17 protein-coding genes are annotated in these 26408 nt (G+C 44.4%); 5 read left to right on the top strand and 12 right to left on the bottom strand.

All coding sequences use genetic code 11. The annotated features are described in order from the left end of the window. The first annotated feature begins 16 nt into the window (after nt 1-16). The 3 genes from AB669_RS01555 to AB669_RS01545 all read left to right on the top strand — a co-directional run bounded on the left by AB669_RS01555 (nt 17) and on the right by AB669_RS01545 (nt 6408). Nucleotides 17-3250: a SusC/RagA family TonB-linked outer membrane protein gene (locus tag AB669_RS01555; RefSeq protein ID WP_047797504.1), complete on the top strand. Its 3234-nt coding sequence runs from the start codon at nt 17-19 to the stop codon at nt 3248-3250. 17 nt (nt 3251-3267) lie between these two features. Beyond that, complete coding sequence (locus tag AB669_RS01550; RefSeq protein WP_047797503.1) at nt 3268-5001, top strand: RagB/SusD family nutrient uptake outer membrane protein; 1734 nt, start codon at nt 3268-3270, stop codon at nt 4999-5001. An 81-nt stretch (nt 5002-5082) separates the two neighbouring features. Continuing rightward, entirely contained in the window at nt 5083-6408 is a 1326-nt protein-coding gene (locus AB669_RS01545) for a rhamnogalacturonan acetylesterase (RefSeq protein ID WP_047797502.1), read from the top strand. 97 nt (nt 6409-6505) lie between these two features. Here the strand turns inward: AB669_RS01545 and AB669_RS01540 are convergent, their stop codons facing one another. Further along, a complete protein-coding gene (locus AB669_RS01540) occupies nt 6506-7102 on the bottom strand; it encodes a GDSL-type esterase/lipase family protein (protein ID WP_053058205.1) in 597 nt (198 codons plus the stop codon). 139 nt (nt 7103-7241) lie between these two features. On the opposite strand from AB669_RS01540, the gene AB669_RS01535 reads away from it, so the two are divergent. Next, nucleotides 7242-7913, top strand: coding sequence for a YceI family protein (locus AB669_RS01535; RefSeq protein ID WP_047797501.1), 672 nt, complete (start codon nt 7242-7244; stop codon nt 7911-7913). Between the two features lie 358 nt (nt 7914-8271). On the opposite strand, the gene AB669_RS01530 is transcribed toward AB669_RS01535, so the two are convergent. From AB669_RS01530 to AB669_RS01505, 6 genes are all read right to left on the bottom strand, one after another. Then, on the bottom strand, nt 8272-8655 hold the full coding sequence (locus tag AB669_RS01530; RefSeq protein WP_047797500.1) for a nuclear transport factor 2 family protein: 384 nt from the start codon (nt 8653-8655) through the stop codon (nt 8272-8274). Nucleotides 8656-8726: 71 nt separating this feature from the next. Continuing rightward, nucleotides 8727-10106, bottom strand: a complete 1380-nt coding sequence (locus tag AB669_RS01525; protein WP_047797499.1) for an MBL fold hydrolase — start codon at nt 10104-10106, stop codon at nt 8727-8729. Nucleotides 10107-10128: 22 nt separating this feature from the next. Beyond that, entirely contained in the window at nt 10129-10932 is an 804-nt protein-coding gene (locus tag AB669_RS01520; protein WP_047797498.1) for a sulfite exporter TauE/SafE family protein, read from the bottom strand. Nucleotides 10933-10934: 2 nt separating this feature from the next. After that, on the bottom strand, nt 10935-12089 hold the full coding sequence (locus AB669_RS01515) for a cysteine desulfurase family protein (RefSeq protein WP_047797711.1): 1155 nt from the start codon (nt 12087-12089) through the stop codon (nt 10935-10937). 131 nt (nt 12090-12220) lie between these two features. After that, entirely contained in the window at nt 12221-13882 is a 1662-nt protein-coding gene (locus tag AB669_RS01510; protein ID WP_082120555.1) for a protein-disulfide reductase DsbD, read from the bottom strand. Between the two features lie 7 nt (nt 13883-13889). Next, the gene (locus tag AB669_RS01505; RefSeq protein ID WP_047797496.1) at nt 13890-14339 is read right to left on the bottom strand and encodes a protein-disulfide reductase DsbD N-terminal domain-containing protein; all 450 of its coding nucleotides are present in this window, start codon (nt 14337-14339) and stop codon (nt 13890-13892) included. A 257-nt stretch (nt 14340-14596) separates the two neighbouring features. Here AB669_RS01505 and AB669_RS01500 point away from each other — a divergent pair, with 257 nt between their 5' ends. Next, on the top strand, nt 14597-16960 hold the full coding sequence (locus AB669_RS01500; RefSeq protein WP_047797710.1) for a glycosyl hydrolase 115 family protein: 2364 nt from the start codon (nt 14597-14599) through the stop codon (nt 16958-16960). 10 nt (nt 16961-16970) lie between these two features. On the opposite strand, the gene AB669_RS01495 is transcribed toward AB669_RS01500, so the two are convergent. From AB669_RS01495 to AB669_RS01480, 5 genes are all read right to left on the bottom strand, one after another. Continuing rightward, on the bottom strand, nt 16971-19439 hold the full coding sequence (locus tag AB669_RS01495; protein WP_047797495.1) for a glycoside hydrolase N-terminal domain-containing protein: 2469 nt from the start codon (nt 19437-19439) through the stop codon (nt 16971-16973). Nucleotides 19440-19506: 67 nt separating this feature from the next. Next, nucleotides 19507-21177 (bottom strand): beta-xylosidase, encoded by a 1671-nt coding sequence (locus AB669_RS01490; protein WP_047797494.1) that lies wholly within the window; start codon nt 21175-21177, stop codon nt 19507-19509. Between the two features lie 39 nt (nt 21178-21216). Further along, the gene (locus tag AB669_RS01485) at nt 21217-24177 is read right to left on the bottom strand and encodes a glycoside hydrolase family 2 protein (RefSeq protein WP_082120554.1); all 2961 of its coding nucleotides are present in this window, start codon (nt 24175-24177) and stop codon (nt 21217-21219) included. A 32-nt stretch (nt 24178-24209) separates the two neighbouring features. Continuing rightward, entirely contained in the window at nt 24210-24398 is a 189-nt protein-coding gene (locus AB669_RS22005) for a hypothetical protein (protein WP_156166624.1), read from the bottom strand. A 15-nt stretch (nt 24399-24413) separates the two neighbouring features. Beyond that, nucleotides 24414-26408 carry a RagB/SusD family nutrient uptake outer membrane protein gene (locus AB669_RS01480; RefSeq protein WP_047797493.1) on the bottom strand — a complete coding sequence of 665 codons (1995 nt, stop codon included), beginning with the start codon at nt 26406-26408 and terminating at the stop codon, nt 24414-24416.

The raw sequence follows: 26408 nt of genomic DNA, 5'->3' as shown, positions 1-26408 counted from the left end.
TTTGAAAGAAAATACTATGTATAATTTTACTACGATAAAAAAAGTTTGTATGCTCACGGTGTGCTTGCTTGTGCTTGGCAGGATGGTTAAAGCACAGGAAACAGACTCTGTTGAAACAAAAACGGATACCACTACTGTAAAGGTGAAAGCCCGTGCAGTAAAGGGCGAAAGGGTGAGGGGGATTGTCATTGACGGAAATACCAATAAGCCTCTTGTTGGGGTGAATGTTACTGTACCTAATTTTACGGCTTCCATTACGGATGAAAAAGGAAGGTTCAATATTATTGTTCCCGATTTCAACGCTACTGTGATCATTTCAGCCGATGGTTTTCAAACCAAGGTATTACCGGTTTACAAAGAGAAAGAAATCAAAACCAGGCTATATCCCTTAAGTTTCACTTCTGTGTACAATGAGGTCGTTACACCATCCGGGGTAGAGTCGCAGGCCCGTACCATTTCCGCTGTAAGCAACATCGGTTTGCAAAACAGCTGGGCCAACAACTCTGAAACCCTTATGAGTTTCCTACAGGGTAAAGCGGCAGGTGTACAAGCTGTTCGGAAATCGGGTACACCAGGCATTGGAGCAGATGTATTCATCCGTGGTTTCAATTCATTATATACCACTAATCAGCCCCTATACGTGGTGGATGGGATGATTTACGACGCCAATAGTTACGGCACATCCCTGACTAAAGGTCATATCAACAATCCTTTGCAATTTATCGACGTTAAGGATATTGAAAACATCAGTATATTAAAAGATGCGCTTGCCGCGGCTACCTTTGGCACGCGTGCAGCCAATGGCGTGGTGATGATTACCACTAATCGTGCGCATGATCAGGCTACTAATATTGATTTCTCTGCTTTTAGCGGCGTAAACCTCAGACCAAAAAATCTGCCACTGATGAATGCAGATGAACATCGCCTGTATTTGTCAGACATTTTAAAAAGTCAGGGCCTTAGCAATGTGGCCATTGCTGCCAAACCCTATATGAGTACCAATCCTGCAAGTGCAGATTATTTTAAATACCATAATGAAACGGACTGGCAGGATCAGGTATTAAGAACAAGTTTTGATCAGAATTACTTCCTGAAGGTATCAGGCGGAGACAACATCGCTAAGTATGCGCTTTCAGTGGGTTATAGTAATGATAAAGGTGTGTTGGACAGTACCAATAACCTGAAATACAGTACAAGATTTAACAGTGATCTGAACCTGACCAAAAAGTTAAAGGGAACCACCAGTTTATCTTTCACTTATACCGAGCAGCGGCTTAAAGATCAGGGCATTGCCAGTGCTACAAATCCACTGTTTCTTTCGCTGGTAAAATCTCCGTTTATGGGACGCAACGAAATCGATGCTTTCGGTTCGGTATCACCAAATCTGGCCGATTACGATACCCTTCAGGTGAGTAATCCAAGATCACTGATTGAAAAAGGAACCAATTTTAAAAAGGCCTACCGCTTTTTTGGAAACATTAATTTCGATTATACCTTTAACAAAAACTTTAAGCTTTCCAATTTATCAGGGATTACCTATGATAAAACACAGGAAACACTGTTCATCCCAAGAAAGGGCGTTACCAATGATACGCTTTCGAATGTGGTGGGCGATAGCCGTTTAGGTACCCAGGTTGCCAGGTTCTTCAGCTTCTATAACGATCTGCGTTTATCCTACGACCAATCATTTGGCAAACACCATAAGGTACATGCTATTGTGGGATTCAGGTATTCGCAAAGTGAAGCAGAACAGGATTTTGCTACCGGATTTAATTCTGCAACAGATGATCTGATCAGTATTGGAAACAGTAACTCGGCATTCAGGACTTTCGGTGGTGACATCGGTAAATGGCGCACCTTGAATAATTATTTTACTGCAAATTACAGTTACGCAGATAAGTACCTTTTAAACGTTGCTGTTGCCGTTGATGGTTCATCGAGATTTGGAATCAAAGAAGGGCAGGGATTTATGAACTTCGATGATGGTTTAAGGATTCAGGGCAGCAGGTATGCTGTTTTGCCCGCTATCGGCGCAGCATGGGTAATCTCTTCCGAAAAATTCATGAGAAACCTGAACCGTGTTGATTTACTGAAATTGAGGGTTACTTACGGACTAACCGGAAACGATGATGTAGGTAATTACACGGCACGTAAATACTATATTTCGCAAAACCTCTTCGGTATGCGTGGTGTAATCACCGGAAATTATGCTAATCCGAACCTGCAGTGGGAAACTGTACGGAAGCTGAATGCAGGTATCGACGGATCATTTTTCGGCGAACGCCTGAGCATTAGTCTGGATTACTGGAATCACCATACCGACAACATGCTGACTTATCAGCTGGTAAATTCAGTTGGTGGAACAGCTTCTTATCTAAACAACAACGGTGGCATGAAAACTCAGGGATTAGACCTGGCGCTAAATGGCCGTATTTTAAACAAAACATTCAAATGGGATGCCGGCATCACCATCGGTACTTCGAAAAATAAAATCACCAGCCTGCCAGGTGGCAATGCAATCATTACCAGTTATGCAGGTGGCGCATATATCACACAGGTGGGTGGCGCTGCCAATCAGTTTTTCGGCTTAACCACTAATGGCGTGTATTCCACTAATGCAGAAGCCGCTGCTGCAGGGCTATCCATCCGCAACAGCCTGGGTAATCTGGTGCCATTTACCGGAGGGGATGTTAAGTTTACAGACCGTAACGGTGATAAAATTATTGATGCCAACGACCGCACCGTGATCGGCAATCCGAATCCCGATTTCTTCGGAAGCTTCAGCAATACCTTTAGCTACAAACGCTGGAGTCTGGATGCCCTGATCACCTTTGTACAAGGAAATGATATTTACAATTATACCCGTGCACAGCTGGAATCGGGAAGTACTTACTATAACCAGACACCTAACCTCATTAACAGATGGAAAGGGAATGGCCAAGTTACTGATGTACCTAAAGTGGCCTATGGCGATCCGATGGGAAATGCGAAGTTTTCCGATCGCTGGATCGAAGATGGTTCATACCTGAGGTTGCGTACCGTTTCACTGACCTACAACATACCACTTAAGTTTAAGTCGGTGAAATATGCCAGGGTATTTGCAACGGGTAATAATCTGTTCACTGTTTCAAATTATCTGGGCTACGATCCTGAATTCAGCAACTCGGCAAGTTTATTTACACAGGGTGTAGATACTACGCTCGAACCGCAGTTCCGTTCGTTTCAGTTGGGTGTAAGGGTAGGGTTATAATTTTAGAAAAATTCATTATGAAAATCAATTTCAATAAAAATATTGCAGCGTTATGCTTACTTGGTGTTTTGTCGGCGGGCCAGTGGTCGTGCAAGAAAATGCTTGATGTACCTGCAGAAGATAAACTGGATAGTGCCAATAGTTTTAAAACGGTTTCTGATGCAGATGCCGCTGTAATTGGGATTTACGGGCAATTCCAGGGGCTTGAAAAACTATACGTACTACAAAACGAGCTTCGCGGCGACCTGATGGATGTGACCAGCAGATCGACGGCCGATTTGCAGGAGCTCTCTTCACATACCGAAACAAAAAACAATCCTTATGTGGATCCAAGGCCTTACTATCAGGTAATTGTGAATTGCAACGATGTGCTTAAAAATTTCGATGCGATGAAAGCCAGCCTGAGGATGAGTGTGGATGACTACAATAAACGTTACTCTGATATTGCATCCCTTAGAAGCTGGATTTATTTACAATTGGGGATACAGTACGGTAGTGTGCCTTATATTACCGACTCTTTCAAAGCGGTTGAGGATTTAAATAACCTGAACACCTATCCTAAAATTTCTTTTGATCAGTTATTAGACCGTTTGATTGCTTTAAACGAAAGTTTACCTTATAAGGAACCTTATGCTTATCCGGCAGGTAGTTCGCTTCTGGTAACCATTGATGGGAACTACACGCAAAAGCTTTTCATGTCGAAAGCATTTTTATTGGGTGATCTATATTTGTGGAAAGGTAATTACCTGAAAGCAGCAGAAAACTATGCTAAACTGATGAATGCTGAAAATACTAATACTAACGATAACGTACGTTTTAACTTCTATAAAATAAACAATTTTGTTGATGCCGTATACTCTAACCTGGCTGTACAGTTCACCAGAAGTCAGGACGATAGCAGCTTGCTAAACAGTGCTGATGCAGGCTGGCGTGGTATATTTGGTTTGCCAACTACCCTCAGTGCATGGAGCTCTGAATGGTTTTGGGCGATGCCTTACGGATCTACGTTTAAACCGGTTAATCCGATGATTGACCTTTGCTCACCCCTTAAAAGCTACCAGATCCGTCCGTCTCAAGCGGTGAAAGACCTGTGGACTAGCCAAAGAGGTAACAATGGTATTCCTTATGATTCGAGAAGTAAGCTTTCTTTCACAGCTTCAGCAATGGGTGATGCAATTACGAAATTTACAGATAATGGCGGAAAATGGGGTATCTACCGTGCTGCATTGTTACACCTACGCTTTTCTGAAGCGGCTAACCGCGATGGACAAACCAAACTGGGTTGGGCATTCCTGAATATCGGTTTAAACAGAACTTATTATGTAGGAACATTTGTTGCTGGAGCGATGTCACCCGCTACCGTTGCGGAACTCAATACCATGATTACCCCTTATCCACAAAGCTCGCCTTACTACTTTGATGCGAGGAAAAATAACGATGTGTCTGGTACCTGGTACCGCAGTATCGGTATAAGAGGCAGGGCAGTGTTAAATCCGATTGACGTAAGTTTTCAGACCGATATGATTGGCCTGGAAGGCAAGCTTATTGAAGAAGCCGCATTGGAGCTTGCATTTGAAGGTAACCGCTGGCCAGATTTATTACGAATTGCCCGCCGTCAGAATAATCCGGCATTCCTTGCCGATAAGATCTATCAGAAACTGTTAAAAGCCGGAAATCCTAATGCGAGTGCGGTAAGAGAGAAACTAATGGATCCTGCCAACTGGTATTTACCTTTCGACTGGGCTAAATAAATAATCCGGTCGGCCCTTAAAAGAATAAGCAAAAGATTTTAATCCATATCTTGTAAAAAAAATCAGTCACCATCAGTACTAATGATTAAATTCAAATCCATATCATCACTTTCCGTTCTACTATTATCAAGCATTACCCTCTTCGCCCAGCAAAGCAATTACAAATTCAAATTTGGCTCCGGCAAAGTACCCGCAGGTTATGTTTTGGTCAGCGAAAAATCTACTTTCAAGCCAGAAAAAGGATATGGATTTGAACCGGGTACGCCGGTTAATGTAGCATTGAGTGGAGGGAAAGACCTCATCAAACAAAGCACGATCACTGCAGGCCAACCCTTTTATTTTTCGGTAAATGTACCGGAAGGCAATTATAAAGTGACGCTAACCCTGGGCGATGCGAAAGTAAAAACCGCAACGACTGTGAAAGCCGAAGCGCGCCGTTTAATGCTTGAAAACATCACCACTAAACCGGGTGAGTTTGTAACGAAAACTTTTATTGTAAATGTACGTAATCCTGAAATCAGCACAGGCGCAATGGTGAAACTGAACGACCGGGAACTAAACAGCAGAAGCTGGGATAAAAAACTGACGCTTGAATTTAATGGGGCTAAACCTTCGGTTGCTGCATTGGAGCTTACAAAGGTGGAAGATCAGGTTACAGTTTATTTGGCCGGAAACTCCACCGTCGTTGATCAGCGTGCGGAGCCCTGGGCTTCATGGGGACAAATGATTCCGCGTTTTTTCGAGCCGGGAGTGGCTTTTGCCAACTATGCCGAATCGGGATTAACCCTGGCCAGCTTCAAAGGACAGAAACGTCTGGAAAAAATACTCACACTCATCAAACCCGGCGATTATCTTTTTATTGAATTCGGTCATAATGATCAGAAAATGAAGGGTGAAAATGATGGTGCATGGAAATCCTATACCGACAACTTTAAATACTATATCGCTGAAGCGAAAAAGAAAGGCGGAATTCCGGTAATCGTAACTTCCACCAGCAGACGCCGTTTCGATGAGAATGGTAAAACGATCAATACACTTGGCGATTTTCCTGCAGCGGCCAAAAAAGTAGCAGCCGATGAAAAGGTGGAGTTAATTGACCTGAACGCCATGACTGCCGTTTTATACGATGCTTTGGGTGTGGAACCTTCAAAAAAAGCTTTTGTGTTTTATCCTGCTAATACCTATCCGGGTCAGGATAAAGAACTGGCAGATAATACCCATTTTAATTCTTATGGCGCTTATGAGCTGGCGAAATGCGTGGCATTGGGTATTCAACAGTCGAATCTGGGGATCAAAAAGTTTCTAGTTCCCGGATTTAGCTTTAACCCATCGAAGCCCGACGCTGTTACTGACTTTGCTGTTCCGCCAAGTCTGGATATGGATTTGGTTAAGCCAGCGGGTAATTAGGTAGTTACCTGACAGTAGGTTTGGCGAAGGTTCGTATAGAACTCATATTACATGCTTAGCAAAGAAAGTCGATAATTCATCTGCTTAATATCATGTGCTAACCTTTTAATGAATCGTTTTGCAATATCGCAAGCAAAGTGGGCCAGATATTCTCAGCTGCTTTAATGTAGCCGCTGGCAAGTGGATGTACACCATCGATCATATTTAAGCTGCGGTTTCCTGTCACCCCTTTTAAAAAGGAAGGCACCAGAAAAATTTTATTCACAGTGGCCAGTTCACGGAAGATATTCGCATAACCTGATCCCTGAAAGGCTTGCGCCCATGCCGGTAATTCAATACCCAATAGCAAGATCCATGCGGCAGGATAGGCTTTGCGCACCTGGTTAATGATCGTTTGTAAATTTGCTGACACCTCTGCAGGCGCATGCCCTCTGAGAAAATCATTGGCGCCAAGTTCCAAAATAAAACCAGCCACGTCGCCCTGTAATACTGAAGAAAGCCTGCTTAAAGCAGAGCGCGACGTATCGCCACTTATTCCTGCATTCACCACTTCATAGTTAAATCCTGCAACCTGAATATTTGCAGCAAGCAAGGCTGGGATGGCTTCGTTTTGTGGTTGTCTCAATCCGTAACCTGCAGTCAGGCTATCTCCGAAAAATATAATTTTCTTATTTTTACTCATACTGGCATTCATAACCAAAATTTTGAGGAAATGGTTTATAGAAATGATTGAAAATGAAGTTTATTAACATACATCAATTCTTTCTTCAAATTCAGGCACTACTTTTGAAATTCAGAAAAAGGTAATATTTTTTAACTTAAATTTATATCAGATGAAAAAACTATTTCTTGCGCTTCCAGCGCTTCTTTTACTCGCATCCTGCGGAGGTTCTTCGAACGATAGTGCGAAAACAACCACAGAACAAACTGCTGCAACACAAACAGGTGAAACTTTAGCACTTGATACCGTAGGTACTTCGGTTGACTGGAAAGCTACCCATAAAGGTGGACTTGCTCCACGTTGGGGTAAAATCAGCGTGACTTCAGGAAGCGTTTCTGTAAATAATGATTCATTAACTGGTGGTGAATTCACCATCAACCTGGCTTCTTTAAAAGTGGATCCGGCATCTGTTACTGAAAAAGACAAAAAAGCCAGTGATTTGGAAGGTCACCTGAAAAGCCCTGACTTTTTTGACGTAGCTAAATTCCCTACTGCTAAATTTGTGATCACTAAAGTAGAGCCATTTACCGGCGCACAGCCATCGAGCCTGTTAAAAGATCCTAACTATTTGATCAGCGGAAACCTGACTCTTAGAGACAGTACATTGAACATTACCTTCCCGTCGAAAGTAGAAGTTGCTGCTACCGGCGTTACGGCAACTGCCAAGTTCATCATCGACAGAAGTGCATGGGGAATTAATTATAAGGCAGAAGGAAGTCCTGAAAACTGGATTATTTCAAAAGATGTGGAAATCGGTTTGACGCTTAAAGCTGATAAAAAATAATTTCAGATACACAATCTTATCATCATATGAAACGCTCCGGATGAACATTCGGAGCGTTTTTTTTAAGATTACTTTCTTCCGGGAAAAATCTTATTTTCAATTACCTAATTATAGAAAACGCCACGGGGGCCATGGTTTGCCATAGGTTTCCTTATAGGTTTGTAGTACCGTCGCAGGTAACAGCTAGGATATTGCAAGGAACAAGAAAGGAACCAGATAGGAACATGCTAGGATAAAATGCCTAGGAAAGTGCCAGCGTAATGCCGCCAAGGCCGTTTTTGAGTGCTTTTATCCTAGCCGAATGCTGGAATCGGCATTTTAGCCATTCTTTTATGCTTTTATTTGAACCTTCGCTTTGCTAATAATCAGATGGGGATTTAGTACTATTGTCAATAACATACGAAACCATGCGAACAATTTTATCGTTGGAAAAATGATAAATATCGCATGATGCACCACTGTATTGACTTCCATCTGGTCTTACACCTGAGCTTGTGCATTCCACAGATGCTTTGTCGCCCTCAATGATAATGGTTCCAAATTGAAAATACATCCGTTCAGGCATATTCTCGCCTCCGTCCATATTACTGATCTCCTCTTTTCCCCGTAATGTGGTATGTCCGGTAGATGAGCTGAACATCTCCCAGATAATGTCATCTGACAGGAAGTCTATAAATTCGTCCATCCTATTTTCCCCGAAAATCTGATTGACTTTAGTGATAAGTTCTCGTGTAGTTGCCATGAGGTTTAAACAAAGCTATAGTGCAATAGTTTCTTTCAAAGCCTTTTAAATTAGTTATTTAGCATCAGCGTTCAGTGAACAATAGCACTGATTGCGTGATAGCCTCCGGTAACATTGGTCAGTTTCCTGATTCCTTGCGCTTTCAGTATGGAGATGAAGATCATCGAGCGGTAACCGCCTGCACAATAAACCAGATAGGGTTTACCAGGATCAAGCGCTTCAGCGGCCTGAGCGATCTGATCGAGCGGAAGGTTCAATGCGCCGGATACCGTTCCTTGTTCGTGTTCTGATTTTGCACGCACATCAATGACATTATATCTCCCTTCGGCAAGGAGCTGATTAAAACTTTCAGCGCTGATGTTTTCAATGGTATCTGTTGCGTTGCCACTGTTCACCCACTCCTCAAATCCGCCCATCAAAAAGCCTTCGCACTGGTGATAACCGATGCGGGCCAGTCGCCTGATGACTTCGGTTTCACGGCCTGGTTCGGCAATGATCAATATACGTTCCTGATCAACGGGAAGCAGGGCACCTACCCATGGTGCGAAACTGCCGTCGAGCCCGATGTTGATTGATCCGGGGATATGTGCTGAAGCAAAGATATCGGGTTTTCTGGTATCCAGAACCAGGGTTCCGGGTGCCGCCATGCGGCTTTTAAATGATGATGCGCTAAGTCCCTGAATGGCCTGATGAAGTACCTTTTCAAGCAGGGGATAGCCTTTAATATTCATTTCGACATTCATGGGGAAATATGCGGGCGGGGCCGCAAGGTTGCCACAGAGTTCGCTGATGAAATCTTCACGTGAAAGATCGGCAGCCAGGGCATAATTGCCCAGCCGCTGTGAACCCAGGTCGCCAATGGTTTCCTTACTCATGTTCTTGCCGCAGGCACTTCCTGCGCCGTGGCCTGGATAAATAACGGTATGATCGGCTAACGGAAGTATTTTATTTCTAAGCGAATCGTAAAGCATGCCTGCCAGATCCTCCTGACTGATATCCAGGTCAGGCGACTGCGCAAGGTCGGGTCTGCCTACATCGCCGAGAAATAGAGTATCTCCGGTAAAAATGGCTTGTTCAATTCCCTGCTCATCCAGGAGCAGGAAACAGGAACTTTCCAGGGTATGCCCAGGGGTATGTAAAAGTTTCAGGGTTGCTCCGCCAATGGAAAAGTTTTCGCCATCTGCTCCATTATAGCTTGGGTAGGCAGTTTGTGCGCCTGGTCCCAATACAATGGTGGCACCGGTTTTTGCCGCAAGTTCCAGATGTCCGCTCACGAAGTCAGCATGGAAATGCGTTTCCATGATGAAAGTAATGCTAGCCTGATCCTGTTCTGCCAGCTCAAGATAAGCATCGATATCCCTAAGCGGATCAATCACCACAGCTTCACCGTTATGTTCGATATAATAGGAAGCCTGTGAAAGACATTTCTCGTAGAGCTGTTTTATTTTCATGTGGTTTTTTATTGGAATAAAATTATAGATTGGTGATCTCGCCGGCCTGCACCGCAAGAATGACAATGGCCAGTATCAGTATAAACCAGCCGAAGCAAAGCCTGAGCTGCCGGGTATTGAACAAGTGGGAAATTCGCTGCCCCACCACAGCACCAGTAATGGCCAAAGCGGTGGTTAACAAAAGAAATGTCCAGTTGACTTCCTGTAAACCAAGATCGCTCAGGAAGCCTGACAAGGTATTGAGCGAGATGATAAACAATGATGTACCGACCGCCTTTTTGATGTCAAGATGAAAGAATAAGGTTAAAGCCGGAACAATCAGAAAGCCACCACCAGCACCAAGGAAGCCTGTTAACACACCTGTGGCCACAGCGCATCCAATCAATATCGAAATGGAATTTGATTTTTCAGCTTGTTCCAGGTCGCAGTCCTTTTTCGCCTGCATCATCGTTCTGGCGGCCATCATCATCAGCAAAGAAAAAATAATCATGCTAAGCATTCCAAAAGTCAGCGTTACATCATGCCAATGCCATAGCACTGCCGGGATTTTCGGGATAATAAAACTTCTGATCAGCCATACCATAACAATGGATATGGAGGCAAAAATGATCCCCTTTTTGAACAGAACTTCTCCCTGTTTAAATTTAGCGATGCTGGATATGGAGCTGGTAGAGCCCACAATAAACAGCGAATATCTTACCGCGGAAGCCGGCTCCAGCCGGAAAAAATAAACCAGTACCGGAACAGTAAGGATACTGCCCCCGGCACCCATGAGTCCCAATGAAAGGCCGATTAACAGCGTAGATAAATAGCCGACTACCTGCATGTTTAGGCTAATGATAATGGGTATTTCAGGATGCCTGCCAATGTGGTTATCGCAATGTCGATGTCTCCCATCCGCGTTAGCTTGCTGAAAGAGAACCGTATTGTGGCCCCCGATTGCTTTTTACCCAATGCATGCATCACATGGCTGCCATGGTCGTCGCCGCTGCTGCAGGCACTACCACCAGATGCACATATGCCTGCCTGATCCAGCATGGCCAGCAGCAGATCGGTATCCATATTACCCGGGAAGTTGACACTCAAAACTGTGTAAAGTGCGTTATCATTGTTGTTAAAGCTGATTTCAGGCGATAATTGCAGCAGGCCGTCGCGCATGGCTTTGTTTAGTGTATTGATGTAGATCTGATCGGCCAGGTAATTTTCATGGGCCAGCTCTAGCGCTTTGGCAAAACCAATCATTCCATGTACGTTTTCTGTTCCTGCCCGCACTTTTCTCTCCTGGCCACCGCCATGAATTAAAGGGGTGATTTTGGTACCTGCGCTTACATAAAGTATCCCGGTACCTTTAGGGCCGTGGAATTTATGTCCGGAAGCGGAGGCGAAGTGAACACCGTATTCAGCCAGTTGCAAAGGATAATGACCAATGGTTTGCACACAATCTGAATGAAAGATGGCGCCATAGCGGTTACAGATTTCTCCCGCCCTTTTAAGGTCGAGCAAAGTACCGATTTCATTATTGGCATGCATGAGGCTAACCAGGCACTTAATGCCGGCTTTGGTTAGGGTGTTTAACTGTAAATCAAGATCGTTATAGTCCACCTCCCCGTATTCGTTCAGTTTTACAAATGAACAGGTGATGTTTTTGTCGGCGCAATAATGTTCAACGGTGTTTAACACGGCATGGTGCTCGATAGGAGAGGTGATGATGTGCGTGCAGCCCAGTGTTTTTACCGCCGTAGCGATAGCGGTATTATTGCTTTCGGTACCGCCACTGGTAAAATAGATGGAGGTGCTTTTAACACCCAGCAGATCTGCCACTTTTTTCCTGGCAGCCTCTATGGCTGTTTTACTTTTTCTGCCTATGCTGTAGGAAGAAGAAGGATTGCCATAGTGCTGCGTTAAAAAAGGCAGCATCGCCTCTAATACAACCGGATCCAGTGAAGTGGTAGCAGCATTATCTAAATATACGATCTCGTTCATGGTGAATTTATATTTTATATTGATGGTAACAGGATAGCGCAAACATTAAAACAAGGGCACGCTATCCAGCCATGCCCCCTGTTTATCATTAACTAACTAAAACTAGGTGGTAAACTTCTAAACACCTGCTTTTATCTTGTCTGGAAAGCGGCAAGGCCGGTTTCCAGGAATTTTTTATAATTGGCCACTTCGTAATCTGCTCCCTGCGGAGGGCTTAACAGCGTTTCAGTTGCCGGGTCAAGCAATACATAGAACGGCTGGGAGTTCGACTGAAATTTCCTGGCCTGCAAATCGCTCCACTTTTTACCAATGGTGCCAAGTGTTTTTCCTTCAGGCGTTGTTACCACATCTTCCGGTGCCAGCTCGCTCTTGTCGTCTACATATAACTGCACCAGGATGTAATCCTTGCTGATCATTTTGTAGACTTCCTTATCCGGCCATACATTGGCTTCCATTTTACGGCAGTTTACACAGGCATGTCCGGTAAAATCGATCAGGATTGGTTTATGCTGTTGTTTCGCAGCTTCGAGTGCTTCATTGTAATCAAAGTAGGCATCCAGTTTCAACGGAGCATGGAACTTATCGGCATATTTATGAGGGCCTCCCGACACCGTTTTTGCCGGTAATGAACCGCCAACTAAACTGCTGGTGTACAAATCAAAGTCCTGTGTATCCTGAGGGGGCAGAAACGCGGATACCGATTTCAATGGAGCTCCCCATAAGCCAGGGATCAGGTACATGGTAAATGCCAGGATAATCGTTGCCATAAATAACCGCGGCACAGATATATAGTTAACCGGACTATCGTGTGAAAATTTAAGCTTACCCAGCAAGTAGGCACCCATCATACCGAAGATGATGATCCACAGCGCAAGAAAGATTTCTCTGTCGAACCATTCCCAGTGATAGGCCAGATCGACATTGCTCAGAAATTTTAAAGCAAAAGCCAGTTCCAGAAAACCCAGCACTACTTTCACGCTGTTTAACCAACCACCGGATTTTGGCAGTTTGTTCATCGCAGAAGGAAAAAGTGCGAATAAGGCAAAGGGAATGGCAAGCGCAAATGAGAAGCCGAACATGCCAATCGCCGGCCCTAACAGCGCTCCGGTTGTGGCTGCCTGAACCAATAGGGTTCCGATAATCGGCCCGGTGCAGGAGAATGAAACCAATGCCAGTGTACCTGCCATAAAGAATAAACCGGCAATGCCACCCTTATCTGCATTGCTGTCCATTTTGTTGGCCCATGAGGATGGAAGCGTCAATTCAAACGCACCGAAAAATGAAGCCGCAAAGGTGACCAGTAACAGGAAGAAAAAGAAGTTGAATATTCCGTTTGTAGATAAACTGTTCAGCGCATCGGCTCCAAAAATAACGGTCACCAGGAGTCCGAGTACCACATAAATCAGAATGATAAAAAAGCCGTAAAGGGCGGCCTTTCCAAAAGCCCTTCCTTTTTCTGCTCCCTTAGTGAAGAAACTCACGGTTAAGGGTAGCATGGGGAAAATGCAGGGCATCAGCAAAGCAGCAAGTCCGCCTACAAAACCTGCTATAAATATACCCCAGAGTGTTTGCTCCTGCGGTTTGGCGGGGTTTTGAACTTGTTCAGCTTTCGTCGCAGCTTTAACTATGGTAGCTGTGGTGTCAGTTGCCTTAGAGATCGTGTCTGCTGTTGCAGGGGTAATTTCCGTAAATACCAGATCATCCGTTGATGTACTGTCTTGCGCGTATCCGGTTGTGCATAGGGCACAGGATAGCAATAGCCCTAAAAATAAGACTTTAAATGTGTTCATCATGATGCTATTATTTTACAGCGATGCTGAATTCAATTTCCTCAGGCGGCAGACATTGTTTGTCGTTACACACCATAAATTCTACTTTTCCCTTAACCTTTGCGTTTTTTGCGGTAAGCTTCACTTTCTGTTGAAAGATCACCGATTTCTCAAAATAGCTTACATCCATTTTGAATGTAGATTCGAATTTGGTAATTGGTTTTGGTTCAATGGTTTTTCCGATAAGTGTGTATCCCTTGCCGGCAGGAAAAGTGAAAGTAGTTTTCACTGGTCCGCCATCTTTAACAAATTGTGAGTACAGGTGCCAGCCTTCGTCAACAGTTGCTTTAATATAAAGCGTTGCAGTTGTTGCACTTGTTTTTTTGGCAGCATACGACCAGGTAACTGGTTTAAGAATCTGGCTTTTTGCGCCCTGATAGGAAAGGGTTAGCAAAGCAATGGCGATCAGTAATTTTTTCATCGTGGTTGTTTGTTGATTATTTTGTAAATATCAGCATTGTTGTTTTTTATAACAATACAATGCCTTATTTCCGTATATTTTATTGTTTTATCTTGTTATTTTGAATATTTTACGGAAATGGGTTTGTTAAAGGGTGCAAATCATATTTTTTTTCAGAATGCGCAATGATGTTATGGAAATTTTACAGAGTAACCCAAGGTGCAGGACAGTTATGCTGGCTGAAAATCTTAACTTACGGACATCATAACGAGCAAATAATGAAAAAATACTGGATAGCTTTTATCGTGATCATGCTGGCCATGCACGATAACGTATCTGCTGATTTTATATTTAGTAAAGGGAGAATATTAAAAGTTAGCCTCTCTAATGAGGAAGAACAAGTGGTGCATACCGCATTTGGAATGTTCAGCCACGATTATCATGCGGTGTTCGGTGGATATGCAATCTTGAGTGCGAGTTCAAAGTTGCTTATCGGTACGCTGGGCAAAGGCTCAGAGGCTGAAAAGCTGCTGGATCAGAAAGCATTGCAAGACTTACGTTTACACCCTGAAGCCTATGTAATCAAAGTACAAAACGACCAGATCTGTATCGTTGGCAGTGATAAACGCGGTACCGCTTATGGGATTCTGGAACTGTCGAGGCGCATGGGCGTTTCCCCCTGGGAATGGTGGGCAGATGCCAAAATCAGTAAAATGGATTCTTTGGTGTTTAAAAATGGTTTTAAGTTATTTGAATACCCATCAGTAAAGCTCAGGGGAATTTTTATTAACGATGAGGATTGGGGACTTACACCCTGGAGCTACCTGACTCACGAACCCTCAAAAATCAAAGGGCAAATCGGACCTAAAACCCATGCGCGGATTTTTGAACTGCTCCTGCGTTTGCGCGCCAATACCTTCTGGCCGGCCATGCATGAGGTATCTGTAGCTTTTTACCTCACTCCCGGAAATAAAGAAATTGCCGATAAGTATGGAATTGTAGTAGGTGCATCACACTGTGAACCCATGATGCGGAATGCCAATGCAGAATGGAAATTAGAGGGAACAGGCAATTATGACTATGTACACAACAGACCTGCCATACTGAAATTCTGGGAGGAACGCGTAAAGCAGCTCAAAAACTCCGATAACCTTTACACGCTTGGGATTCGCGGTGTGCATGATGGCAAAATGCAGGGTGCCAACACTTTGCAAGAGCAGTATGATGCGTTGACGAATGTGCTGAAAGACCAGCGGGAGATGATCAGAAAAAACCTGAACAGCGATGTAGAAAAAATACCGCAGGTATTTATTCCATATAAAGAGGTTTTGGATGTGTATAATATGGGACTTGAAGTGCCCGATGATGTGACCTTGATGTGGTGCGACGATAACTATGGCTATATCCGCCATTTGCCTGACAGCGCTGAGCGTGCACGTAAAGGTGGCAACGGCGTGTATTACCACGTTTCTTATTGGGGAAGACCACATGATTACCTCTGGCTGTCAACCAATCATCCTGCCCAAATCTACACACAGATGAAAATGGCCTACAATAAAGGCGCTAAAGACATCTGGATACTGAATGTTGGCGACATTAAACCAGGCGAGTATCTGACTGAGCTGTTTCTGGATATGGCATGGAACATCAATGCCATAACCGATAATAAAGACGGGCTCGACAAACACTTGCTTAACTGGCTTGCACGGGAATTCGGGCAAAAAAAGGCGGCTGATTTAGCTGATGTAATGCATGAATATTATCGCCTGGCCTATATCCGCAAACCCGAGTTTATGGGTAATACCCGAACAGAAGAACAGGATCCAAAATATAAAACAGTAAGCGATTTGCCCTGGGATGAGCAGGAAATCAAATCCAGGATTTCTGCCTATGATAAAATTTCGGAAAAAGTGATTTCATTGTCTAAAGAAATCGGCGCCACCAAACAGGATGCCTGGTATCAGCTAATTGAATATCCGGTGAGAGGGGCTACAGAAATGAATAGAAAAATGCTTTATGCACAGCTGGCAAGACATGGTAAAGCGAGCTGGGAACAAAGCGATAAGGCTTTTGATACCATTGAAACACTTACTTCTAAATACAATAACCTGGGCGGAGGCAAATGGAAGAATATGATGGAAGATCAACCGCGAAAACAACCGGTTTTTATGAAACTGCCACATACCACCAGTACAGCGCCAATGCCGGTAAGCCAGAAAGCGCTGGTGACGTTGAATGGCAATCAGTTTTCGAAGTTTGAAGGCAAGGTACCTGTTGGCCATGGCTTAGGTTACGAAGGAGGGGCAATCAGCCTGGCAAAGAACAGCTCCGTATTTTATGCGGTAAAAAAGATCAAAACCGATTCGGTTAGCATTGAGGTTGCACTCGCACCCAATCATCCGGTAGAGGGGAAGCTGATCAGGTTCGCCATTTCATTGAATAGAAAAGATTTGCAGGTAGTTGATTATCACACAGTAGACAGGAATGAGGAATGGAAAAGAAACGTGCTGACCAACAGGGCTTCGAGAACTGTCCGGCTGAAAGTGGCAAACGCATCATCCACAGTTGCGGAGGATGAGATTCAGATTAAAGCGCTTGATGAAGGGGTGATATTGGATCAGATTAAAATATTGGCATTTTAAGGTATCGCCATCATTTTGATGGCGATACGGTGTAACTTATTCCTCTTTTAGCACTGAAAGTCGTTTTATAAAAGCCACCTGTTAGCGTGGAAGCGATTTTTACGCCCTTTACAGCAACCTTCATTTTGGTTAATAATGTGCATGGCCCATTCAAATTGGCTTTAATGGTTGCCGTTGATAGTACACCTTTTTGCCAGGCGATATCTATGGTGTAGTTTCCTCTGGCCTTCAAACCTTTTACACTTCCGTTTGCCCATGCGGCAGGTAGTGCGGGTAATAATTGTATTTTATCCAGGTGGCTTTGTAACAACATTTCCGTCATGCCCGATACGGCACCAAAGTTTCCGTCGATCTGAAACGGAGGATGTGCATCGAATAGGTTAGGGTAAAGTCCGCCCCCTTTTGATACGCTCAGGTCGCGCATTAAATCCCTGATCAGTTGATACGCGTGATCGCCATCAAGCAGTCTTGCCCAGAAGTTAATTTTCCATGCTAAACTCCAGCCGGTACCGGCATCGCCACGGAGTTCGAGTGTTTTTTTCGCGGCCTCGGCAAACTGCGGATCCAGTAATGGTGATATTTCCCGGCCCGGATGTAAGCCATAAAGGTGACTCACGTGCCTGTGGTGTGGATCAACATCTTCCCAATCCTGCGACCATTCCTGCAGATTGCCTTTGCTTCCGGTTTTTAGGGGATAAAGTTTAGCCAGTTTCTGTTTTAAAACAGCCTGAAAAGCAGGATCTATGTGTAGCGCTTCGGCAGCTTCCAGGCAATTGCGGAAGTGATCCCGGATAATCGACATATCCATTGTGGTGGCAACCGAGGTGTTGGCCTCATGGCCTTTTCCATCGAAGTAATCGTTTTCAGGTGAAAAAGAGGGTGCGGTAACCAGCTGGCCCTGTTTGTTTTCCACCAGGAAATCAATCAGGAATTCGGCTGCTCCTTTCATCACGGGATAAGCATTTTTTAAAAATTGTTCATCTTTGGTAAAGCGGTAATGCTCATAGAGGTGGCGACAAAGCCATGGTGCGCCCATGTACCAATTGGCCCATTTCGGATCGCCCTTTCCATAATCGCCCACCGGGTTGCTAAGTGCCCAGATATCGGTATTGTGATGGGCTACCCAACCTTTCATGTTGTAATAATCTTTGGCCGTTTTGCTACCGGTGACAGACAGCTCCTTGATGAGATCAAAAAGCGGATACTCCATTTCTTCGAGATTACTGATGGCTGCCGGCCAGTAATTCATTTGGGTGTTAATGTTGATGGTGTAGTTGGAGCTCCAGGGGGCACGCATCAGGTTGTTCCAGATTCCCTGTAGATTGGCCGCAACACCTCCAGCTCTCGACGAACTGATGAGCAGGTAGCGCCCATACTGGTAAAATAAAGTTTCAAACTCCGGATCCTTTGCTCCTGTACTGAACTGTAAAAGGCGTTCATCGGTTGGTAGCTTGCCTTGCGCTTCGCTGGAACTACCCAGTTCCAGGTTTACCCTTTTGAAGTATTGCGAGTAATCGGCATAATGCCTTTGGTAAATTCCATTCCAGCCTTTAGCTGAGGCAGCCGAGAGGGCTTTTTGCGACAGGGCAAGCTCGTCTTTTCCCTCCTGATCAGGACATTTATCATAGCCGTTAAAGCTGGTTGCTGCAGTGATGTATAAGGTGACTTCATCGGCATTGGTGATCGATAATCCAGTTGTATCGGTGCCTGATTTTCCACCTTTAATAATGGCTTTGATTCGAACTGCCGCACGCATTCCGCCACAACCCGTACTATCCAGGTACTTGACAGGTTCTTTGTTGTATTTCACATAATTTGGGTCAACTTGCGCCGGTGCTTTTGCTTTCAGCAGGAGACCGGAAGTTCCGTCACCTGAAACAACATATTGCACCTGACTGCTCAGGCTGCTATGTAAACTGATGCTGCCGGGTTTAGAAGCGGTAAAGTGGATCACGATCGACTGATCAGGGAACGACGCGATCAGTTCCCGTTTATATGAAACGCCGTTCGCCTGAAAACTTACCGCTGCGATGCTTCTTTCCACCGAAAGGCTCCGTTCATATGCACTATATCCATTGCTTCCGATATCCTGTTTGATTTTTAGATCGGCAAGCGGAAGAAAGGATTGGGTGTACGGGCCTTGGATACCTCGGATCAGTTTGTTGGCTTTAACGTAATCTTCTTCTTCAAACAAGGCTTTGCGCGTATTGGCGAGTGCTTGTGGTGCACTTGCTCTGGCACTTTGCCGAACAGGCCCTCCGCTCCAGAAGGTAGCTTCATTCAGTTGGATCAATTCTTCACCGGGAACACCGAAAATCATGGCGCCTAAACGGCCATTTCCGATAGGCAAAGCTTCCGTCCATTTGCTGGCAGGTTTTTTATACCACAGTTTACTTTCTTTTTGTGCAAAGGATACGCCTGTGTTAAGAAAGGTGATGAGGAGCAATGCCCATCCTGTAAATCTTGAGATGTATTTCATGAAATATTATACGGTAATCTGGTTAGATGCTGTGTGATCCCCCAAATATAAAACTATTAACCAAATCCTACCAATCCAGTTTCAGCAGCACCACCGCCTGCCGGCTAAGTTCGAGTTCAATTTCGCCGTTTGCGGAATTGAATTTGCGTGGCTTATCAACCCTTTTCAACTGACCTGATTGCTCCAGCACAGCGATTTGTTTTGCATCCGGCTGTTGTGGCGAACCCATCTTCTTCCACATTTCATAGGAGTTGCTATTTTCCTGATCAATCTGATACCGGGTTAAGGTTACCGTTGGCGTGGCCAGTCCGTTGAGTTTCACCCTAACCAGTGCTTTAGTCCCGGTTTTATCTTCATCGTGGTAATTCCAGATCATGACTGCAGCACTGCGCTGATCTTTTGTAGCCAGGGCACCCAGATCGGTAGTCGCTTTTCTAATGCTTGAATCAAGTATCGTTTTTAACGGATACATGCCATCGCTTTTGGCTTCTACACGGTTCCCCTTCATTTGTCCGAACATCCTGAACACATTTAATACTGGTTTGTCGACGCCGTTTGTGGCCAGATCTCTGAAACCTGCAAACCAGGGTTGATTTTCGAATTCAAAAGACCAGGTAACCGCTCCAAGCAGGTTGATTTTATATTGATCGGTAAGTTCATATAACCGCGCAAAAGAGGCTGCGGTGTAGCTCGAATACATGGTGCCATTGCGGTAGGCATTCTCCGGATTAGTCGACATACCACAGGCGGCACAGCCTTCAGGATCAGATTCGCCAATGATCACCGGGATGTTTTTCAGCTGCGGATATTTGCTGATTACCTTGTAATTGGATTCAATGTTTTTTAGTTGCGTTTTGATGCTCATCACCACCGTGCCATTCACCACCTTCGGCGACCCTTTGGCATGGAACAACACCGCATCCAAAGGCGAGCCGACTTTACCGGTTGCATAATTGGTATCGAGCAGGCAATGTTTAATAAAGGCATCCAGGTATCTGAAACCGCCACCGGTTACATTTGCGCCACCAATCCGGGCTGTTGGTAAAGCCCTTTTCAAGCCGTAGGCGGCATAATCGTATAATTTGAAAAACTCCTGTTGTGTTCCTTTCCAATACGCCCCATCGGCTTCGTTCCATACTTCCCAGTACCAGCTTTCCACCTCGGCTTTGCCATAGCGGTCGATACTGTGTTTTACCCATTCATAAACCAGATTGCTCCACCTTTGGTAGTCCTTTGGCGGATAGGCCCATCCCGTTAAGATTTCCTCGTAACGGGTGCCGGGTTTCCATTTGTGCTGGTAAGGTTGGGGGTGTGTAGAAAGTGCTTCGGGCATAAAGCCAATCTGAGCGAGTGGTTTCATTCCTCTCTTTACATAAGTGTCGAAAATCTGATCTACGATTTTCCAGTTGTAAACTGGATTGCCATTGGCATCTTCGGTATAGGCATTGGTAGAGCCCCACTTTAAAGCCGGGGTGCCATCGCCTGAAGTAAGCAGATTATGTGCCCGCACAAATACCGGAACCGGACTGAGTTTCGAAATTTCGGTCAGCAATTTCTGCCCGTCTTTCATGTAAGTATAATTCGGTTCATCGTAACCAAACCAGGCCCATACGGGTTTCATAGGCGCAACATTACGGTCAAAGTTTACTTCTATATTTCTTTTTCGCTGCGCGAATAGGCCTGCAGATAGAAAAGCAAATGACAGCCACAACAGCAATGCTTTGGTTGATGTTTTCATAGTAGAGATGGTGAATTTCAGCAGCGGAATATTTTTATGTTAAGGATTTTCATATATTTCTGCCTCAATTATGCTAAGCCCGCCGTTTGATTTTGTTTCTGCGCGTTCTATGCCATCATCCAGTTTCTTTCCGTTTACCTCCACACCAATATTGGTGTTTTCATCTTTTCGTGAGCCGGCAAGCTGAATAGTCACGGAGCTTCCTTTTGTAGGCGTAAAGCTGGTTACGAAGTAACCCAAACTTGGCTTGCTGTTTCCGGTAAAGACTGTTTTACCATCAACTAAGATTTTAATGGGGTAAACCTTTGTTCTGAAACCGTTGAGTTTTAGGGATACAGCATTAACCAGGCTTTCTTTTTCCAGTTTATATTTAATCCATGCCGTTTGGATTTTACCATCATTTACCCAGTCGCTCAGTTCATTGTCGTCAAAACTTAATTTTGCTTTAGCCTGATTAGCGCCGGCTTCTGCATCTATGATCTGCACAGATTTACGTGATTCGGTGTACAACGCACCTGCAGGTGTTGGTCCTTTTACCAAACCTGGTTTTAACCCTTCGGAAGGTAGTTGCAGGGCAAGTCCTTTTTCCACCCTCACCGGCAAAGTTTCCAGGCTGATCGTTGAAGATTTCAGTCCGTCTGCATTTGCGGTCAGGTTAATTTTTCCTGCCTTTATCGTCGAGCGGATCAGCACCCGGTTTACACCACCTTCTACGGGAAGTACTTTCGAAAGAATATAATTATCGGGGCCTTGTGCAAGGCCTCCGCGCCATTCTGCCGGTCCTTCCAGGTTGAACTTAATGGTGTTTAACGCAATCGGACAACGCATGCCAGATTGATCTACCACTTCTATCTGAACTAAAGCCACATCTGCACCGTCGGCTTTGAAGCCTGCCGGATTTTTTATCGCAGTTAATTTCAGCGCAACCGGAGCGCCTGCAGTTTTTAATTGTGTTTCGGCTAGTTTTTTACCAGCAGCGCTGTAGGAAACCGCCTTTAGTATGCCAGGCTGATAGCTGATGTTTTTGAAAGTAAAGAGAAAGCCATTTGATTTTTCTCCAAATCCAAGTGATTTATTGTTTAAGATCAGCTCTACTTTATCTCCGGATGCAATGGCATAGACGTCTTTTTTGGTTGCTTTGTTATAATTCCAGTGGCCAACCAGGTGAAGCCCTGTTTTTTTGGCGTCAACCCAGCCATCCCACATCACCTGATGGGCAAAGAAAGCATCTTTTGGGATCCTCATGGCATCTACTTCGCCACTCCGGCGGTAGTTTTCTTCTCCGCGGTAATGGGTGTTGGAATCGGAGAAAATGATGTTTACACCACCCGAGCTTACCCTTTTGCCCGTTCCCGGCCTAACTTCATAGTATTCATTCCAGCGGATCACATCTTCAATAGCCTGCGAATCCTGATTGCGGTTATAGTCGCTTGCATCGGCTCCTTTGTAAAGCGGACCGGCTCCGTTTTTATGAAACGGAGGTGAAAATTCGTCCCAGTATTTACGAAGGGCTTCATCTCTCGAATATTCCATTGACCATACTGGTTTGGTTGCACTTTTGTTGATGTACAGCATTTCTCCTCCATATTCTGCGGAAGGGATGTCGAGCATTTCACGGGAACCAATTGCCCTGCCGCCATAAGGATCAAACTGATCCCTGATCGCCCGCATTTCCTGCATGTGTTCGGCACTGATGGATTCGTTTCCACATTCGTAGAACAGGATGCTCGGGTTGTTGCGGTTGTAGATGATGGCGTCGGTCATTACTGCTTTACGCTGATCCCAGCGGGTACCAGTTACATCTTTCTCTGAATCTCCTGCCGGCATGGCCTGAATCAAACCTACACGGTCGCAGGATTCAATGTCTTGTTTCCATGGCGTGATGTGCATCCAGCGAACCAGATTGGCGTTGCTCTCCACCATCAAACCATTGCTGTAATCGCTTAACCATGGTGGAACGGATAGGCCTATGGCAGGCCATTCGTTGCTGCTGCGTTGGGCATAGCCTTTCATCATCAGCACACGGTCGTTCAGGTACACCATTCCATTTTTAAATTCCGCTTTTCTGAAACCGGTTTTCGTGCTGAGTTCATCAACCGGCAGTCCGTTTATTTTTAACCTTGAGGTTACCGTATACAAATAACCGTATCCCCAGCTCCAGAAGTTTAAACCAGATACTGCATTTTCGGCAGATAGGGTAGTACTATCGCCGGCATTTAGTGTTTTCGCCGCCGACTGAAATGTTTTGATGATCTTGTTATCGCCATCTTTGATTTCAACTTCATAAACAACTGATTTTGGATCTGCGCTTTCGTTTTTTACCTGTGAGGCAGAAACGATCGTCGCCGTTCTGTTTTTAATGTCGAAATCTTTGGCGTAAATATAGTTTCCTGTATGGTGGAGGATGGAATAAATTGGAAGGGTTTGGTAAATGCTGCCTGTAACATGCAGGCGTACATTTTTAGACATACCGCCATAGTTGGCATTGAAGTTTTTGTCATTCCACTGGTAGCCTGAGTTGGTTGCTTTTTCCCTGTAGTTCCAAGCATTGTCGATTTTTACGGCTATTATATTTTCCTGCCCTTTTTTGATCAGTTTTGAGATGTCGAAGCCAAAAGCCATCACACCGTTTTCATGCCTGCCAATAAACTGACCATTCAGATAAAATTCGCCCGCTTGCCTGATCCCCTCAAACTCAAGGAAAACTTTTTGTTGCTGATCGTTTTGAGGAACGGTGAAATGTTTCCGGTACCATACAATGCCTGTAGATAGTGCTTCGATGGATTTTTTAAAAGCTTCATCTTCATTCCAGGCATGGGGTAGGGTTATGGCCTTCCAATTTGTATCGTCGAATGCAACAGCATCAGCGCCTGTAGTGTCGCCAACAAACAGCTTCCAGCCGGGATTAAAATTATAGGTTTTCCGAAGATTGTTTTCCTGTGCACGGCCGATCATGGAGAACAGGCAGAGCATGAAAATGAAGATTGGTCTTCTGATCATGATTAGCGTTGGGTTTAATATATCTGGTTAAATTAAACGAGGTTAAGGATTTTAGCTTTCATTGCCGTCCTGTGCCATCCTGTTGATGTGCACTGGCGGTTGACCGGAGCTTTGTATTCGGTTTCAATCGTTTGAAAAAAATGAGTGGTGCCTGGGCAGATTGCTGTGTATTGTATGGAAGCAAAAAAGGCAGTTAACATTACGTCAACTGCCTTTAGCATAATAAATAATATATTTTACCAGCCTGGATTTTGCATGGCTTGTTTTTGGGCGCCGCTTAGTGCAGAGCCTCCACTTTTAAGTGCATCTAAAAAAGTTTGAGGAATTGGACGCAAATAATGTTTGCCGTCAATTGGTTTAGCCTCAGAGTTGAATGCTGCCGTGCGGGCAACTAAAGTTTTGGTACGGGCCAGATCTTCCCATCTCATTAATTCTCCCATGAGCTCTCTCGACCGTTCATTTAAGATAAAGGCGGTGAATTTATCAGCTTGTGACGTTGCTCCAACTTTATCGTAGAAGTTAGTGGTAGAGTTGAAAATATCTGTCTCACTGTTCAAGTGCATGGATGTTAACGTACTTGCAGTTGTAGCCGTTAAATTGTTAGATTCGAAATAGGTATTTTTATCTGAATACGAAGATAAAGCACTGGAAATAGTTACAGGATTAGTTTTGTAAGCAATACCTCCATCTACATAGCTTTCTCTGTTTTCGCCGTCTTTATAAGCTGCGCGATCCCTTACCCTGTTGATGTAGGGTACTGCCGCTGCGTACTGACCTAAACGTCCATAAGCCTCTGCCGCGATCAAATAGGTCTCCGCTAAGCGTGCTAAAATACCATCGCGCTGACCAAATTGAGAAGCCACCAGATTTCTTGATCCGTCCATGAATTTAGAGAGCGCAACAAACTGACTTACACCATAGTTTCCATGACCGTTTAAATAGCTTTGAGCCTCTCCCGAATAATAGCGTACAAACATATTTGGCTTGCGACGACCAATATCAGTCGGTAAAGACGCTGAAGTTGTAGCGGCAGTATATCTGGTGTCTCCAGCGTTGTTAATAATGTACAAGACAGCTTCTTCTCCGCCTACAAATTTCACCTGACCAGCTTGTGCAGCAGTTGGCGCATTTGCAGCAGTCCATTTAGGTGCACTGGCAGGATTGTTACAGATATATCTGGTTTTAAAGCTTTTCCAGAACCGTGAATCATTTACACGGTCGAAAACATCCAGTGCATAATCGGTAGAACGCATTCTCTGAAATTCGCGTCCACCAGCTAAGTCGCGTACCATTCCTGGAAGTGTTTGATAAACTGACGGGTAATAAAGGTGTATCTGGTTTCCGTAACGGCCCTGGGTAGTCGTGTTATTAGAAAATTGTGCAGCAAGTATTACCTCTTTATTGGTCTCATTTGCCCCATCAGGCGTAGTGAAATTCCATAGGTCGCTATAATTCGTAGCCAGGGTATAAGCACCACTATTGATTACCAGGTCGGCATATTTAACGGCATTTTGTAGGTCGGCCGTTTTAGTATCGCTATTCCAGTCATTATTTAATTCACTTGCACGGAACAAATAAGCTTTAGCTAAAAAGTGTGCAGCAGCCCATTTGGTAATTCTGCCGGTTTCTGCAGCAGTTGCCGGAAGCAGTTCGTAGGCTTGTGTAAGGTCTGAAATTACCTGTGCATAGGTTTCTTTTGCAGAGCTTCTGCTAAATTCTTCCTGAACGGTTTCGGAAGGCTCTAACTTTAAAACTACGCCACCAAACTGCTTTACCAGTTTGAAGTAATCAAATCCCCTCATAAAGTAGCCTTCGCCTAAGCGGGTATTTTTGTTTGCTCCGGTGTAATATTGTGGTACATTGGTGATAACAATGTTAGCGGAGTTGATATTGCCATACATATTGTCCCAGACAGATGCTATATCTCCGGAAATTGAGTTAAAGTTTCCGTCGTATGAGTTGAACATCTGCTCCGTTCTGTCACCCCCCACAGTGAATTCGTCAACACCATAGTTTGTGGTCGTGTAAGCCCAGGTGTAATTAAAATGAAACTTTAAGCTCTGGTACATTCCGATTACCAGGCCATCTAAACCTAAGGTCGTTTTGAACTCAGAAGTATTATGTGAATTAATTACTTGTTCATCCAGAAAGCTTTTTTTGCAGGATGTAGGCACAATCATGATACTGCCTAGCAAAGCCAATCCTGATACTATATTTATAATCTTTTTCAT

The organism is Pedobacter sp. BMA, assembly GCF_001027745.1.
Classification (GTDB): domain Bacteria; phylum Bacteroidota; class Bacteroidia; order Sphingobacteriales; family Sphingobacteriaceae; genus Pedobacter.
The sequence above is the reverse complement of the archived record's forward strand: the minus strand, read 5'-3'. Positions and strand labels throughout refer to the sequence as shown.

Excerpts from the sequence above, each read along its gene's own strand:
- AB669_RS01555 (WP_047797504.1), top strand. The coding sequence starts at position 17 with ATGTATAATTTTACTACGATAAAAAAAGTTTGTATGCTCACGGTGTGC.
- AB669_RS01550 (WP_047797503.1), top strand. The coding sequence starts at position 3,268 with ATGAAAATCAATTTCAATAAAAATATTGCAGCGTTATGCTTACTTGGT.
- AB669_RS01545 (WP_047797502.1), top strand. The coding sequence starts at position 5,083 with ATGATTAAATTCAAATCCATATCATCACTTTCCGTTCTACTATTATCA.
- AB669_RS01540 (WP_053058205.1), bottom strand. The coding sequence starts at position 7,102 with ATGAATGCCAGTATGAGTAAAAATAAGAAAATTATATTTTTCGGAGAT.
- AB669_RS01535 (WP_047797501.1), top strand. The coding sequence starts at position 7,242 with ATGAAAAAACTATTTCTTGCGCTTCCAGCGCTTCTTTTACTCGCATCC.
- AB669_RS01530 (WP_047797500.1), bottom strand. The coding sequence starts at position 8,655 with ATGGCAACTACACGAGAACTTATCACTAAAGTCAATCAGATTTTCGGG.
- AB669_RS01525 (WP_047797499.1), bottom strand. The coding sequence starts at position 10,106 with ATGAAAATAAAACAGCTCTACGAGAAATGTCTTTCACAGGCTTCCTAT.
- AB669_RS01520 (WP_047797498.1), bottom strand. The coding sequence starts at position 10,932 with ATGCAGGTAGTCGGCTATTTATCTACGCTGTTAATCGGCCTTTCATTG.
- AB669_RS01515 (WP_047797711.1), bottom strand. The coding sequence starts at position 12,089 with ATGAACGAGATCGTATATTTAGATAATGCTGCTACCACTTCACTGGAT.
- AB669_RS01510 (WP_082120555.1), bottom strand. The coding sequence starts at position 13,882 with ATGATGAACACATTTAAAGTCTTATTTTTAGGGCTATTGCTATCCTGT.
- AB669_RS01505 (WP_047797496.1), bottom strand. The coding sequence starts at position 14,339 with ATGAAAAAATTACTGATCGCCATTGCTTTGCTAACCCTTTCCTATCAG.
- AB669_RS01500 (WP_047797710.1), top strand. The coding sequence starts at position 14,597 with ATGAAAAAATACTGGATAGCTTTTATCGTGATCATGCTGGCCATGCAC.
- AB669_RS01495 (WP_047797495.1), bottom strand. The coding sequence starts at position 19,439 with ATGAAATACATCTCAAGATTTACAGGATGGGCATTGCTCCTCATCACC.
- AB669_RS01490 (WP_047797494.1), bottom strand. The coding sequence starts at position 21,177 with ATGAAAACATCAACCAAAGCATTGCTGTTGTGGCTGTCATTTGCTTTT.
- AB669_RS01485 (WP_082120554.1), bottom strand. The coding sequence starts at position 24,177 with ATGATCAGAAGACCAATCTTCATTTTCATGCTCTGCCTGTTCTCCATG.
- AB669_RS22005 (WP_156166624.1), bottom strand. The coding sequence starts at position 24,398 with ATGCTAAAGGCAGTTGACGTAATGTTAACTGCCTTTTTTGCTTCCATA.
- AB669_RS01480 (WP_047797493.1), bottom strand. The coding sequence starts at position 26,408 with ATGAAAAAGATTATAAATATAGTATCAGGATTGGCTTTGCTAGGCAGT.